The sequence below is a fragment of the Streptomyces sp. NPDC107471 genome (genome assembly GCF_055582845.1).
Genome location: NZ_JBVJPC010000001.1, coordinates 734,959 through 749,646, shown reverse-complemented (window position 1 = coordinate 749,646; position 14,688 = coordinate 734,959). Strand labels below are relative to the sequence as shown.

Annotated in this window: 11 protein-coding genes; 9 read left to right on the top strand and 2 right to left on the bottom strand. The window is 71.6% G+C overall.

The features are described from left to right. Window positions 1–19: 19 nt before the first annotated feature. Both ACZ66S_RS03305 and ACZ66S_RS03300 read right to left on the bottom strand, forming a co-directional pair. A complete protein-coding gene (locus tag ACZ66S_RS03305) occupies window positions 20–220 on the bottom strand; it encodes a helix-turn-helix transcriptional regulator (RefSeq protein WP_469899289.1) in 201 nt (66 codons plus the stop codon). Between the two features lie 354 nt (window positions 221–574). After that, window positions 575–1,492, bottom strand: coding sequence for a sugar phosphate isomerase/epimerase family protein (locus tag ACZ66S_RS03300; protein WP_469899288.1), 918 nt, complete (start codon window positions 1,490–1,492; stop codon window positions 575–577). A 131-nt stretch (window positions 1,493–1,623) separates the two neighbouring features. On the opposite strand from ACZ66S_RS03300, the gene iolC reads away from it, so the two are divergent. From iolC to ACZ66S_RS03255, 9 genes are all read left to right on the top strand, one after another. Continuing rightward, the gene (gene iolC, locus ACZ66S_RS03295; protein ID WP_469899286.1) at window positions 1,624–2,574 is read left to right on the top strand and encodes a 5-dehydro-2-deoxygluconokinase; all 951 of its coding nucleotides are present in this window, start codon (window positions 1,624–1,626) and stop codon (window positions 2,572–2,574) included. Further along, on the top strand, window positions 2,571–3,452 hold the full coding sequence (locus ACZ66S_RS03290; protein ID WP_469899285.1) for a Cgl0159 family (beta/alpha)8-fold protein: 882 nt from the start codon (window positions 2,571–2,573) through the stop codon (window positions 3,450–3,452). The genes iolC and ACZ66S_RS03290 overlap by 4 nt, the downstream gene beginning before the upstream one ends. A gap of 10 nt (window positions 3,453–3,462) precedes the next feature. Further along, window positions 3,463–4,278, top strand: a complete 816-nt coding sequence (gene iolB / locus ACZ66S_RS03285; RefSeq protein WP_469899284.1) for a 5-deoxy-glucuronate isomerase — start codon at window positions 3,463–3,465, stop codon at window positions 4,276–4,278. Further along, window positions 4,275–6,152, top strand: coding sequence for a 3D-(3,5/4)-trihydroxycyclohexane-1,2-dione acylhydrolase (decyclizing) (gene iolD / locus ACZ66S_RS03280; RefSeq protein ID WP_469899283.1), 1,878 nt, complete (start codon window positions 4,275–4,277; stop codon window positions 6,150–6,152). Before iolB ends, iolD begins: the two co-directional genes overlap by 4 nt. 16 nt (window positions 6,153–6,168) lie before the next feature. Continuing rightward, window positions 6,169–7,671, top strand: a complete 1,503-nt coding sequence (mmsA, locus tag ACZ66S_RS03275; RefSeq protein ID WP_469899282.1) for a CoA-acylating methylmalonate-semialdehyde dehydrogenase — start codon at window positions 6,169–6,171, stop codon at window positions 7,669–7,671. 198 nt (window positions 7,672–7,869) lie between these two features. Continuing rightward, window positions 7,870–9,261, top strand: a complete 1,392-nt coding sequence (locus tag ACZ66S_RS03270) for an APC family permease (RefSeq protein ID WP_469899280.1) — start codon at window positions 7,870–7,872, stop codon at window positions 9,259–9,261. 217 nt (window positions 9,262–9,478) lie between these two features. Further along, complete coding sequence (locus tag ACZ66S_RS03265; RefSeq protein WP_469899279.1) at window positions 9,479–12,103, top strand: CocE/NonD family hydrolase; 2,625 nt, start codon at window positions 9,479–9,481, stop codon at window positions 12,101–12,103. Continuing rightward, window positions 12,100–12,966: an ABC transporter permease gene (locus ACZ66S_RS03260; RefSeq protein WP_469899278.1), complete on the top strand. Its 867-nt coding sequence runs from the start codon at window positions 12,100–12,102 to the stop codon at window positions 12,964–12,966. The genes ACZ66S_RS03265 and ACZ66S_RS03260 overlap by 4 nt, the downstream gene beginning before the upstream one ends. A gap of 174 nt (window positions 12,967–13,140) precedes the next feature. Next, a complete protein-coding gene (locus tag ACZ66S_RS03255) occupies window positions 13,141–14,631 on the top strand; it encodes a vWA domain-containing protein (protein WP_469899277.1) in 1,491 nt (496 codons plus the stop codon). Window positions 14,632–14,688: the final 57 nt, after the last annotated feature.

Sequence of the window (14,688 nt, the reverse complement as noted above, 5' to 3'; positions counted from 1 at the left end):
CGGCCCGTCCGGCGCCGCCTCAGTCCTCTCTCCGCCCCCGGTTCCCCGGCCGGGACGCGACCCACGCGCGCACGGTGTCCGCGTACCAGAAGGGCTTGCCGCCCTCGACGTGGTCGGGCGCCGGCAGCAGCCCGTGCTTGCGGTACGACCGCACGGTGTCCGGCTGCACACGGATGTGCGCCGCGATCTCCTTGTACGACCAGAGCCTTCGGTCGGTCATGTGGTGCACCTCCCCGCGCGCACCGCGGCGGCGGCCGGGAACGGCCGTCGGGGGTACCGGGCGCTGCGCTGGCGATCACAAAGCCTGTGCCCCGTGAACGAGACGCGGTGACCGGTGGTCAGGGTCTGTGCGCGCAGTGTGACGGGGAGCCCGCGTACACGCGACATGTGTGACACGGAAGGGGACTTCGTGACAGAGGTGACGCAAAGGCGTACGCGGGCGTGCGGGCGCGGCGCGTTGACAACGGCCGCTTTCGGCCTCCGCGGCCGTACCGCGTCCCCCGGCGCCCTCCGGAGTCTCCAAGAGCGCGGGGAACCGGGCGACCGGCCCCCCCGCGCGCCCGCAGGTGACCGGCTACGCCCCGCAGGAGCGCAGGAACGCCCTGGTCCGCTGGGCGATCGGCAGCGGCTTGTCCGGCTCGCACGGGTACATGTCCTGCTCGACGATCGCGAACAGGTCCACGTCCAGTTGCTGCGCGGCCTCCAGCACCGGACCGAGCTCCGGGACCCCGGACGGCGGCTCGCACATCACACCCTGGGCCACGGCCGGCCCGAACGGCGTCCCCTTGGCCCGTACGTCCGCCAGGATCTCCGGGTCCACCTGCTTGAGGTGCAGGTACCCGATCCGCGAGCCGTACGTCTCGATCAGCTTGACGCTGTCCCCGCCGCAGTACGCGTAGTGCCCGGTGTCCAGGCACAGCGACACCAGGGAGGAGTCGGTGGCGTCGAGGAAGCGGACCACGTTCTCCTCGCTGTCGATGTGGGTGTCGGCGTGCGGATGGACGACGATCTGCAGGCCGTACTCGTCCTTCACGCGCTGTCCCAGGCGCTCGGTCAGCGAGCTGAGGTTGCGCCACTGCCCGGGTGTGAGCGTGTCGGACTCCAGCACCTCGCCCGTCTTGTCGTCCCGCCAGAACGACGGGATCACGACCAGGTGCTTCGCCCCCATGGCCTGGGCGAGCACCGCGTTGTCCGCGACATGCGCCCAGGTCTTCTCCCACACGGCCTCGCCGTGGTGCAGGCCGGTGAAGACGGTGCCCGCGGACACCTTCAGGCCACGCCGGGAGACCTCCTCGGTGAGGACTGCGGGATCGGTCGGCAGGTACCCGTACGGCCCCAGCTCGATCCACTCGTAGCCGGAGTCCGCGACCTCGTCGAGGAAGCGCTGCCAGGGGACCTGCCGGGGGTCGTCGGGGAACCACACGCCCCAGGAGTCCGGAGCCGAGCCGATCCGGATGCGGGACAGTGAGGGCTGAGGTGCGGGCGCTGTCATGCCGGCCAGCTTCGGTTCGCGCAGCAAGCGCTGTCAAGGTCTCGTCCGAATGTCTGGACAAAACATTGACAGGGCTCCTCGTGCGGGGCTACAAACGCCGGGAGAGCCGACGCAGGTACGAAGGGAAGCCGATGGCGTACGACCTGATCACCATGGGGCGGATCGGTGTGGACCTGTATCCACTCCAGACCGGTGTCCCGCTGCCGCAGGTGACGTCCTTCGGCAAGTTCCTCGGGGGCTCGGCGACGAACGTCGCGGTCGCCGCCTCCCGCCTGGGACGGCGGACCGCGGTGATCACCCGCACCGGCGACGACCCCTTCGGCACCTATCTGCACGAGGCCCTCCAGGGCTTCGGCGTCGACGACCGCTGGGTCACCCCGGTCCCGGGACTGCCGACCCCCGTCACCTTCTGCGAGGTCTTCCCGCCGGACGACTTCCCGCTCTACTTCTACCGGCAGCCCAAGGCCCCCGACCTGGAGATCGACGCCCACGAGCTGGACCTCGACGCGATCCGCGAGGCGAGCATCTTCTGGGTCACCGGCACCGGCCTGAGCGAGGAGCCCAGCCGGACGGCGACCCTGGCGGCCCTCGCCCACCGGGCCAGGGCGGGCGCCACCGTCTTCGACCTGGACTGGCGCCCGATGTTCTGGAAGGACCCGGACACCGCCCGCCCCTTCTACGAGGAGGCCCTGCGCCACACCACCGTCGCCGTCGGCAACCTCGACGAGGTCGAGGTCGCGACCGGGGTGCGCAAACCCCGCGAGGCGGCCCAGGCGCTGCTGGACGCCGGGGTCGAGCTGGCGGTCGTCAAGCAGGGCCCCAAGGGTGTCCTCGCCGTCGACGACAAGGGCAACGAGGCGGAGGTCCCGCCCCTGCCCGTGAACGTCCTCAACGGTCTCGGCGCCGGGGACGCCTTCGGCGGCTCCCTCTGCCACGGCCTGCTCGCCGGCTGGGACCTGGAGAAGATCATGCGCCACGCCAACGCGGCGGGCGCCATCGTCGCCTCCCGACTGGAGTGCAGTTCCGCGATGCCCACGGTCGACGAGATCGAGGACGCGGTCGCGGCGGGAGCGGTCAAGTGAGCGTCGACATCACCGAACTCGTACGGCTGCGCGCCGAACGCCCCGAGGCGATCGCCGAGGCCGCCGCCCGCCGCCCCCGGCGTCCGCTCCTCAACGACCACGGCCGGCTGATGATCGTCGCCGCCGACCACCCCGCCCGGGGCGCGCTCGGCGTCGGCGGCAACCGCATGGCCATGGCCAACCGCGCCGACCTGCTCGAACGCCTCTGCCTCGCGCTCTCCCGCCCCGGCGTCGACGGCGTCCTCGCCACCGCCGACATCCTGGACGACCTGCTCCTCCTCGGCGCCCTGGACGGCAAGGTCGTCATGGGCTCCATGAACCGCGGCGGCCTCCAGGGCGCCAGCTTCGAGCTCGACGACCGCTTCACCGGCCACCGCCCCGAGGACATCGCGCGGCTCGGCTTCGACGCCGGCAAGCTGCTCCTGCGCATCGACTACGCCGACCCGGGCTCCCTGGCCACCATGGAGTCCACGGCCCGCGCCATCGACGACATGGCCGCACGCAGGCTGCCCGTCTTCGTCGAGCCGTTCATCAGCGGCCGCACCACCGAGGGCAAGGTCAGGAACGACCTGTCCGCCGAGGCCGTCACCAAGTCCATCGCCATCGCCTCGGGCCTGGGCGGCAGTTCGGCCTACACCTGGCTCAAGGTCCCGGTCTGCGACAACCCCGACGACATGGGCGAGGTCATGGCCGCCTCCACGCTGCCCGCCGTGCTGCTCGGCGGCGAGGTCGGAGACGACCAGGACGGCGCGTACGAGAAGTGGCGCGGCGCCCTCCAACTCCCCACCGTGCGCGGCCTCGTGGTCGGGCGCTCCTTGCTGTACCCGGCGGACGGCGACGTGGCCGCCGCCGTGGACACCGCCGTAGGACTGCTGTGAGGGCCGCCGCATGACACAGACCGAGCTGTACGTCCCCAAGGGTGCCTCCACCAACGCCCAGTACGCGGTGGACATCGACCCCAAGCGGGCCGGCTGGACCCACAGCAGCCTGCGGATCGTCGAACTGGCACCCGGGGGCACCCACACCTTCACCTCCGGTGACAGCGAGTGGATCGTGCTTCCGCTGGAAGGCGGCTGTACCGTCCACGTTGGTACCGAAGAGTTCCAACTCCTGGGCCGGGAAAGCGTGTTCGCCGGAGTCTCGGACTTCGCGTACGTGCCCCGGGACGCCCAGGCATCGATCGCCTCCGGCGCGGGAGGCCGCTTCGCCCTGGCAGGAGCGAAGTGCGAGCGACGACTCCCCGCCCGCTACGGCCCCGCGCCGGAGGTCCCCGTCGAGGAGCGCGGCAGCGGCACACAGTTGCGGCACGTGCGCAACTTCGCCTCCGCCGACGCCTTCGACTGCGACAAGCTCATCGCCGTCGAGGTCGTCACCCCCGGCGGCAACTGGTCCTCGTACCCGCCGCACAAGCACGACGAGCACCGGCCCGGTGAGGAAGCCGAGTTGGAGGAGATCTACTACTTCGAGATCGACGGCCCGAACGGTTTCGGCTATCAGCGCGTATCTCCCTCCCGTGAGGGCGGATCCGACGTCCTCGCCGAGGTCCGCTCCGGCGACGCCGTCCTCGTCCCCGACGGATGGCACGGCCCGTCCATCGCCCAGCCCGGCCACGACATGTACTACCTCAACGTCATGGCGGGACCGGGTGCGACGCGGGAGTGGCGGATCTGCTTCCACCCGGACCACACGGAGGGGTACCGATGACCACCCGCCTGACCGTCGCGCAAGCGCTGGTCCGCTTCCTGGCCGCCCAGTACACCGAACGCGACGGGGTACGGCAGCGGTTGATCTCCGCCACCTGGGGCATCTTCGGCCACGGCAACGTCGCCGGGCTCGGCCAGGCCCTGGTCGAGTACGGCGACGAGATGGCCTTCCACCAGGGCCGCAACGAACAGTCCATGGTGCACGCGGCGGTGGGCTACGCGCGTCAGTCGAACCGTCTCTCCACCCACGCGGTGACGACGTCGATCGGCCCCGGCGCGACCAACCTGGTGACGGGCGCGGCCCTCGCGACCGTCAACCACCTCCCGGTCCTGCTCCTGCCCGGGGACATCTTCGCCACCCGCGTCGCCGACCCGGTCCTCCAGCAGCTCGAAGTGCCGTACGCCGGTGACATCTCGGTCAACGACTGCCTGCGGCCCGTCTCGAAGTACTTCGACCGCGTCACCCGGCCGGAAGCCCTGATCCCGGCCGCCCTCCAGGCGATGCGGGTCCTCACCGACCCCGTGGAGACGGGCGCCGTGACGCTCGCGCTGCCCCAGGACGTCCAGGCCGAGGCGTACGACTGGCCGGAGGAGTTCTTCGCCGAGCGCACCTGGACCGTACGGCGTCCCGGCGCCGACCCCGCCGAGCTGGCCGAGGCCGTCGGCGCGATCAGGTCGGCGCACCGCCCCCTGCTCGTCGCCGGCGGCGGGGTCCACCACAGCCGCGCCGAGGAGGCCCTCGCCGAGTTCGCGAGCGCCACCGGCATCCCGGTCGCCTCCACCCAGGCCGGCAAGGGCTCCCTGCGCCACGACCACCCCCAGGACGTCGGCGGCATCGGCCACACCGGCACCGCCACCGCCAACGAGCTCGCCCGCCAGGCGGACCTGGTGATCGGCGTCGGCACCCGCTACACCGACTTCACGACGGCCTCCGGCACCCTCTTCGCGGGCGACGGCGTCCGCTTCCTCAACCTCAACATCGCGCCCTTCGACGGCCACAAGCTCGCCGGGACCCCGCTGGTCGCGGACGCCCGCAGCGGCCTCCAGGAGCTCACCGGGGCACTAGCCCTGCACGGCCACCGCGTCGAGGACGGGTACGTCGACGAGTACAGCCTGGACAAGGAGCGCTGGGAGCAGCGCGTCGACGCCTGCTACGAGGCCGACGAGCCCGACGTCAGGCCGACCCAGCCGCAGGTCCTCGGCGCCCTGGACGCACTCGTCGACGAGTCCGACGTGATCATCAACGCGGCCGGCTCCCTCCCCGGCGACCTGCACAAACTGTGGCGTGCCCGGTCCCGGGACCAGTACCACCTGGAGTACGGCTACTCCTGCATGGGCTACGAGATCCCGGCCGCGATCGGGGTGAAGATGGCCGCTCCCGACCGCAACGTCTGGGCGCTGGTCGGCGACGGCACCTACCTGATGATGCCGACGGAGATCGTCACGGCCGTGCAGGAGGGCGTCGCGATCAAGCTCCTGCTGATCCAGAACCACGGCTACGCCTCCATCGGGGGCCTGTCCGAGACGGTCGGAGGCGAGCGCTTCGGCACGGCGTACCGCTATCAATCCGACGACGGCACCTACACGGGCGCCCCGCTGCCCGTGGACCTGGCCGCCAACGCGGCCAGCCTCGGTATGCGCGTACTGCGCGCGAAGACCGTACGAGACCTCCGCGCCGCCCTCGAACAGGCGCGGGCCGCCGACACTCCCACATGTGTCTACGTCGAGACCGAAACGGCAGACACAGTGTCGGGCGCGCCTCCGGCGCAGGCCTGGTGGGATGTTCCTGTGGCCGAGACCGCGACGCGCGCGTCCGCGGTGAAGGCCCGTGAGCTGTACGAACGGCACGTCTCAACCCGACGCCGCCATCTGTGAAAGGGAGTACTCGGTCATGACGAAGATCGTCAACCACTGGATCGGCGGCAAGACCGTCGAAGGCGCGTCGGGGAACTACGGGCCGGTCACCGACCCGGCGACCGGCGCGGTCACCACGAAGGTCGCGTTCGCCTCGGTCGACGAGGTCGACGCCGCCGTGGCCGCCGCGAAGGACGCGTTCCAGACCTGGGGCACCTCCTCGCTCGCCAAGCGGACCAGCATCCTGTTCCGGTTCCGGGCGCTGCTCGAGGCGAACCGGGACGCGATCGCCGAGCTGATCACCGCCGAGCACGGCAAGGTGCACTCGGACGCGCTCGGCGAGGTCGCCCGCGGTCTGGAGATCGTGGACCTGGCGTGCGGGATCACCGTGCAGCTCAAGGGCGAGCTGTCCACCGAGGTCGCCAGCCGGGTGGACGTCTCCTCCATCCGCCAGCCGCTCGGTGTCGTCGCGGGCATCACGCCGTTCAACTTCCCGGCCATGGTGCCGATGTGGATGTTCCCGATCGCCATCGCGACCGGCAACACCTTCGTGCTCAAGCCCTCGGAGAAGGACCCGTCGGCCTCCCTCAAGATCGCCGAGCTGCTGGCCGAGGCCGGTCTGCCCGACGGCGTCTTCAACGTCGTCCAGGGTGACAAGGTGGCCGTCGACCGCCTCCTGGAGCACCCGGACGTCAAGGCCGTCTCCTTCGTCGGCTCGACCCCGATCGCCCGCTACATCCACACCACCGCCTCCGCCAACGGCAAGCGCGTGCAGGCCCTGGGCGGCGCCAAGAACCACATGCTGGTCCTGCCGGACGCGGACCTGGACGCGGCCGCCGACGCGGCCGTCTCCGCCGCCTACGGCTCGGCCGGCGAGCGCTGCATGGCGATCTCCGCGGTCGTGGCCGTCGGCGCCATCGGGGACACGCTGGTCGAGAAGATCCGCGAGCGCGCCGAGAAGATCAGGATCGGCCCCGGCAACGACCCGGCCTCCGAGATGGGCCCGCTCATCACGAAGGTGCACCGCGACAAGGTGGCCTCCTACGTCGAGGGCGCGGCCGCCGAGGGCTGCGAGGTCGTCCTGGACGGCACCGGGCACACCGTGGCGGGCTTCGAGGACGGCCACTGGATCGGCATCTCCCTGCTCGACAAGGTCCCCACCAGCGCCAAGGCCTACCAGGACGAGATCTTCGGCCCGGTCCTGACCGTGCTGCGCGTGGACACCTACGAGGAGGGCCTGGCGCTGATCAACGCCTCACCCTTCGGCAACGGCACCGCGATCTTCACCCGGGACGGCGGCGCCGCCCGCCGCTTCCAGTTGGAGGTCGAGGCCGGCATGGTCGGCGTGAACGTCCCGATCCCGGTCCCGGTCGGCTACCACTCCTTCGGCGGCTGGAAGGACAGCCTCTTCGGCGACCACCACATCTACGGCAACGACGGCACGCACTTCTACACCCGCGGCAAGGTCGTCACCACCCGCTGGCCCGACCCGGCCGACGCCCCGGCGGGCGTGGACCTGGGCTTCCCGCGCAACCACTGAGCACCCCCGACGGGGCCGTCCGCATGGCGGACGGCCCCGTTTTTTTGCGCACACGCGCTGCGGTTCCCGTACTCCCCAAATCGCGGATTTCTTCACGGCAAACTGTTGAATCCGCCATCGCAACCGGTTCTTCACTACGGATTTCGCAGCAAGTCATCTATTGACGGGTCGGTTTTCGTCGGGGTTCCATGCAGCACCATGACCGACACCCTCCGCCCTGCCGACAACGCCGTCCCAGAGGCGCTGGAGCACGGCCACGCCAAGCTCAACCGTTCCATAGGCGTGGTCGGCGGCACCCTCCTGACGCTGTCCTGCGTGACCCCGGCCTCCACGCTCTTCGTGGTCGTCCCCGACCTCTTCGGCTCACTCGGCACCGCCACCGCCCTGACCATCGCCATCGGCTCCCTCCTCTGCATCGCCGTGGCGTTCTGCTACTCGGAGCTGGGCACCCTCATCCCCAGCGCGGGCGGCGAGTACGCGATGGTCTCGACGCTGGCGGGACGACTCGCGGGCTGGCTCGTCTTCGTGCTCTCCCTCCTGGTCGTCATGATCGTCCCGCCGGTCATCGCGATGGGCACGGCGGACTACCTGGCCCCCGTGATCCACCTGGACCCCTCCCTGGCGGGCGCCGGAGTCATGCTCCTGGCCACCCTCGCCGGCCTCCTCGACCTGCGCGCCAACGCGTGGATCACGGGCATCTTCCTGGTCCTCGAGGTGATCGCGGCGGCGGTGGTGGCGCTCCTGGGCTTCACCCACGCCGAACGCGGCCCGGGCAGCCTCCTGTCGATGCAGGTCGCGAACGCGCACGGCGGCACGGACACGGTGACGGCCATGCTGGTGGTCTCCGGCCTCGCGATCGCCCTCTTCGTCACCCAGGGCTTCTCGACGGCCGTCTACCTCTCCGAGGAACTGGAGAACCCGCGCCGCAACGTGGCCCGCACGGTCCTCGCCACCCTCGCGATCTCCACCGTGATCATCCTGGTCCCGGTGGCCGCGATCACCATGGGCGCCTCCGACCTGACCGCGCTCACCGGCGGCGACATCAGCACCATGGTCACCGCCTGGTCCAACTCCGCGGTCGGCACCTTCGTCAGCCTGTGCGTCGCCCTGGCGATCATCAACGCCGGCATCGTCATGGTCATCCAGAACTCCCGGGTCCTGTTCGCCTCGGCGCGGGACAAGGCCTGGCCGGCCCCGGTCAACACGGTCTTCTCCAAGCTCGGCCGCTTCGGCAGCCCCTGGGTCGCCACCCTCGCGGTCGGCATCCCGGGCGCGGCCCTGTGCTTCGTGAACCTGGACACGCTGTACGGCGTCACCGGCGTCTCGGTGACGGGCATGTACCTCCTCGTCGCGATCGCCGCGCTGCTGTCCCGCCGCGACCACCACAAGCACACCCCGGCCTGGCGCATGCCCCTGTGGCCCGCGATGCCGGTCCTCCTGATCGCGGTCCTGGCGTACATCCTGACCCAGCAGGAGACGGAGTACCTGCTGTGGACGGGCGGCATCACGGCAGCGGCCACCCTCTACTGGGCCCTGTATCTCCGCCCGCGCAGGGGCACGAGGTGGCTGGTCTCGATTCCGGACGAGTGAACCCGCCCAGGGGCGCGGGGCTGTATCGATGTGCGGCTCCGCCGCGTGGGCGCGACCAGCCACAGCGAACCCGCAGACGGCCGTGAAGAGGACGCACCACCCCCGTAGCCGTACCGCACCCGCTGTACACGACGAACCCCCGTCCACCCCCAGGATGGCCCGGAGTTCAGCCCCCGGTCGACAAGTGACCGACAGTTTCACCCCGTACCGTTGACGCATGGATCTTCGACGCCTCCGGAGGCCGCGGTGGATCGCCGCCGCGGCCTCCGTCGTCGTGCTCGCCGCCGCCGGGACCTGGACGGCCGCCGCCTCTGACGACCCACCCCCGGTGCACCGCGCGGACCAGATCATGGCGATCGACGGCGTCCGCATCGACACCTCGTACTTCACGACGAACGGCACCGGAAGGCGCCCCGCGGTCCTCCTCGGCCACGGCTTCGGCGGCAGCAAGAACGACGTACGCCAACAGGCCGAGGACCTCGCCAGAGACGGCTACGCGGTCCTGACCTGGTCGGCGCGCGGCTTCGGCAGGTCGACCGGCAAGGTCGGCCTCAACGACCCGAAGGGCGAGGTCGCCGACGTCTCCCGGCTCGTCGACTGGCTGGCCGAGCAGCCCCAGGTGCGGCTCGACAAGCCCGGCGACCCCCGGGTCGGCGTGGCGGGCGCCAGCTACGGCGGCGCGATCTCCCTCCTCGCCGCCGGACACGACCGGCGCGTGGACGCGATCGCCCCGTCGATCACGTACTGGAACCTCTCGGACGCCCTCTTCCCGAACGGCGTCTTCAAGAAGCTGTGGGCCGGCATCTTCGTCAACTCCGCGGGCGGCTGCGAGAAGTTCGAGCCGCAGATCTGCGCGATGTACCAGCGGGTCGCCCAGTCCGGCGTCCCGGACGCGCAGGCCGTGCGGATGCTGGAGGAGCGCTCACCCTCGGCGGTCGCCCGGGACATCAAGGTCCCCACCCTCCTCGTCCAGGGCCAGACCGACTCCCTCTTCCCCCTCGACCAGGCCGACGCCGCCGCGAAGGCGATCCGCGCCAACGGCGCCCCCGTGGACGTCGACTGGATCGCGGGCGGCCACGACGGCGGCGACCTGGAGACGAACCGGGTCCGGGCCCGCGTGGCCGACTGGTTCGACCGCTACCTCAAGGACGACGGCTCCGCCGGCACCGGAACCGCCTTCCGCGTCACCCGCACCCTCGGCACCGACACCGGCGACGGCGAGACCCGCCTGACCGGCGTCACCGCCGACACCTACCCGGGCCTGGAGGGCGACGACCACCGGATCACCCTGACCGGCCGCGAACAGGACTTCGACAACCCGGCCGGCGCCAGCCCGCCCGCCGTCTCGGCCCTGCCCGGCCTCGGCGGCGGCGGCCTCTCCCAGCTCTCCTCCCTCGGCGTCGGCGTCTCCCTCGACTTCCCCGGCCAGTACGCCGCCTTCGAGTCGGCCCCGGTCGAGGACGACCTCCGGATCACCGGCTCGCCCACGGTCACCGTCCACGTGACGTCGACGACCGACGACGCCGTCCTGTTCGCCAAGCTGTACGACGTGGGCGGCCGGGGACAGCAGACACTGCCCTCCCAACTCGTCGAGCCGATCCGGATCCAGGGCGCCAAGGCCGGCAAGGACGTCACGATCACCCTCCCGGCGATCGACCACGAGATCGACGACGGCCACCGACTGCGCCTGGTCCTCGCCTCCACCGACCTCGGCTACGCCTCCCCGGCCGCCCCGGCGACGTACACCGTCTCCCTGAAGAGCGACCTGAACGTGCCGGAGCCCCTCGGCGAGAAGAACACCCAGGCCCCCCTGCCCGCCTGGGTGTGGTGGCTGCCGCTGGCCGGCGCGGTGCTCGCCCTGGTCCTCGTGGTGACGGGCCGCCGCCGTACGACGGCCCCCGCGGCCCCCGAGCCGCAACTGACCGAAGTCCCCCTGCAGATAACCGACCTGAGCAAGCGGTACGCCAGGTCCGCCGACCGGTACGCGGTCCGCGACCTCTCCTTCCGCGTCGAGAAGGGCCAGGTCCTCGGCCTGCTCGGGCCGAACGGCGCGGGCAAGACGACCACCCTGCGCATGCTGATGGGCCTGATCAGGCCGGACGGCGGCGAGGTCCGCGTCTTCGGCCACGCGATCGCCCCCGGCGCCCCCGTGCTCTCCCGGGTCGGCGCCTTCGTCGAGGGCGCGGGCTTCCTCCCGCACCTGTCGGGCCGGGAGAACCTGGAGCTGTACTGGCAGGCCACCGGCCGCCCGCCCGAGGACGCCCGCATGGACGAGGCGCTGGAGATCGCCGGCCTCGGCGACGCGCTGTCCCGCGCGGTCCGCACCTACTCCCAGGGCATGCGCCAGCGCCTGGCCATCGCCCAGGCCATGCTGGGCCTGCCGGACCTGCTCATCCTCGACGAACCGACCAACGGCCTCGACCCGCCGCAGATCCGCGAGATGCGCGAGGTGATGATCCGGTACGCGGCCGCCGGGCGCACGGTCATCGTCTCCAGCCACCTCCTCTCGGAGGTCGAGCAGTCCTGCACCCACCTCGTGGTCATGGACCACGGCAAACTGGTCCAGGCGGGTCCGGTCGGCGAGATCGTCGGCTCCGGCGACACGCTCCTGGTCGGCACGGCCGCGGCCGTCGAGGAGCCCGTCGTCGAGAAGGTCGCGGCCCTGCCCGGCGTGGCCTCCGCGGCCGCGACGGAGGGCGGCCTGCTCGTCCGGCTCGCCGCCGACGGCAGTGCGGCCCGCCTGGTCGCCGAACTCGTCCGGCTGGAGGTCCCCGTGGAGTCGGTGGGCCCCCACCGCCGCCTGGAGGACGCCTTCCTCACCCTGATCGGAGACTCCGCATGAGCAGCACGCTGACCGAGCGCGCGGAGGTCGCCGACGGCTACCGCGCGGGCCGTACGCTGCCGGTCCGGGTCGAACTGGTACGGCAGTTGAAGCGCCGCCGCACCCTCGTCATGTTCGGCATCCTCGTCGCGCTGCCCTTCGTCCTGCTGATCGCCTTCCAGTTGGGCGGCGGACCGGGCTCGGGCAACAACCGCGTCAACCTGATGGACACGGCGACCGTGTCCGGGGCGAACTTCGCCGCGGTGAACCTCTTCGCCTCCGCGGGCTTCCTGCTGGTCGTCCCGGTCGCGCTGTTCTGCGGGGACACGGTCGCCTCCGAGGCGAGCTGGTCCTCCCTGCGCTATCTGCTCGCGGCCCCGGTGCCGAGGGCCCGTCTGCTGTGGTCCAAGCTCGTCGTCGGCCTGGCCCTCAGCCTGGGCGCGATGCTGCTGCTCCCGCTGGTCGCCCTCGCGGTCGGCACGGCCGCCTACGGCTGGGGGCCGCTCCAGCTCCCCACCGGCGGCGCACTGGAGCCGGGCACGGCGGCCCAGCGCCTGCTGATCACGGTGGCGTACCTCTTCGTCTCCCAACTCGTCACCGCGGCCCTCGCGTTCTGGCTCTCGACCCGCACCGACGCCCCGCTCGGCGCGGTCGGCGGCGCGGTCGGCCTGACCATCGTCGGCAATGTGCTGGACCAGGTGACGGCCCTCGGCGATTGGCGCGACTTCCTCCCCGCGCACTGGCAGTACGCCTGGCTGGACGCCGTACGGCCCACCTTGCAGTGGTCCGACATGATCCAGGGCGCCTCCCTGTCGATAACGCTCGCCCTGGTGCTGTTCGCCCTGGCCTTCCGGGGTTTCGCCCGCAAGGACGTGGTCTCCTAGGTCAACGGAAGATCACCCACCGGTCTCGACAGGCCCTCTCCGTGCCCCCTTCGAGACCCATCCGCAACGCTCCGTCGCGCACGTTCCGGCCCCCCGGCCCGTCACAGTCGCAGAAGCCGACGTCAACAGGCCCAGGGGGTACGGACGATGGAGCGACAGCGGACACGACAGGTGATGCTCGCCCTCACAGTGGCGGGCGGCCTGCTGCTCACCGGCTGCGGCGGGGGCGCCGACGCGGGAAAGAGCAGCGCGGACGGCGCGAGGGGCGGCTCGTACGACTCGGGCTTCCCGGCCCCGGCGCAGCCCGAGGGCGAACAGGACTCCGGGGAGTCCCGCGGCGACTACGTCGCCCCGTCCCCCGACCACCTCTCCACCTTCGCCCTCGACGTCGACACCGCCTCCTACGGCTACGCCCGCCGCACCCTCGCCGAGGGCCGCCGCCCCGACCCCGCCACGATCCGCCCCGAGGAGTTCGTCAACAGCTTCCGCCAGGACTACGACCGCCCCGACGGCAACGGCTTCACGGTCACCGTCGACGGCGCCCGCACCGACCGCGACGACTGGTCCCTGGTCCGCGTGGGCCTGGCCACCAGGAGCGCAGCCGAGGACGCGGAACGCCCGCCCGCCGCCCTCACCTTCGTCATCGACATCTCCGGCTCCATGGCCGAGCCCGGTCGCCTCGACCTCGCCCGGCGCTCCCTGGACACCATGACGAAGCGGCTGCGCGACGACGACTCGGTCGCCCTCGTCACCTTCAGCGACCAGGCCGAGACGGTCCTGCCGATGACCCGCCTCGGCGACCACCGCGACCGCGTCCACGACGCGATCGACAGCCTGGAACCGACGTCCTCCACCAACCTCGGCGCGGGCGTCGAGACCGGCTACGGGACCGCCGTCGAGGGCCTGCGCGAGGGCGCCACCAACCGGGTCGTCCTCATCTCCGACGCCCTCGCCAACACCGGTGACACCGACGCCGACGCGATCCTCGATCGCATCGACTCCGCCCGCCGCGAGCACGGCATCACCCTTTTCGGCGTCGGCGTCGGCAGCGACTACGGCGACGCCCTGATGGAACGCCTCGCCGACAAGGGCGACGGCCACACCGTCTACGTCTCCGGCGACGACGCCGAGAAGGTCTTCTGCGAACAGCTCCCGCAGAACATCGACCTGACCGCCCGCGACGCCAAGGTCCAGGTCGCCTTCGACCCCGAGACGGTCGCCTCCTTCCGCCTCGTCGGCTACGACAACCGCCGCGTCGCCGACGACGACTTCCGCGACGACCGCGTGGACGGCGGCGAGGTCGGCCCCGGCCACACCGTCACCGCGCTCTACGCGGTCCGCACCCGGCCCGGCGCCGACGGCCACCTCGCCACGGCCACCGTCCGCTGGCAGGACCCGAAGACCCGGGCCCCGCACGAGGAGTCGGCCGGCCTGGAGACCTTCGACGACTCGCTGCGGGAGGCGAACCCTCGCTTCCAGGTCGACGCGGTGGCCGCCTACTTCGCCGACGCCCTCCGGGAGACCTACCGCGACAACCACCTGCCGGGCCGGCCGTCCCTGCGTGAACTCGCCGACTGGGCGATCGAGTTGGGGGACCGCACCGAGGACAGCGCGGTACGCGGGCTGGCCGACACCATCCGCCGGGCCCGGGACCTCGAGGACTGACTCCCGACCCATTGACCTTTTCTTACTTCAGAGTAAGTTAGCGGCCCAGTCGGAGCC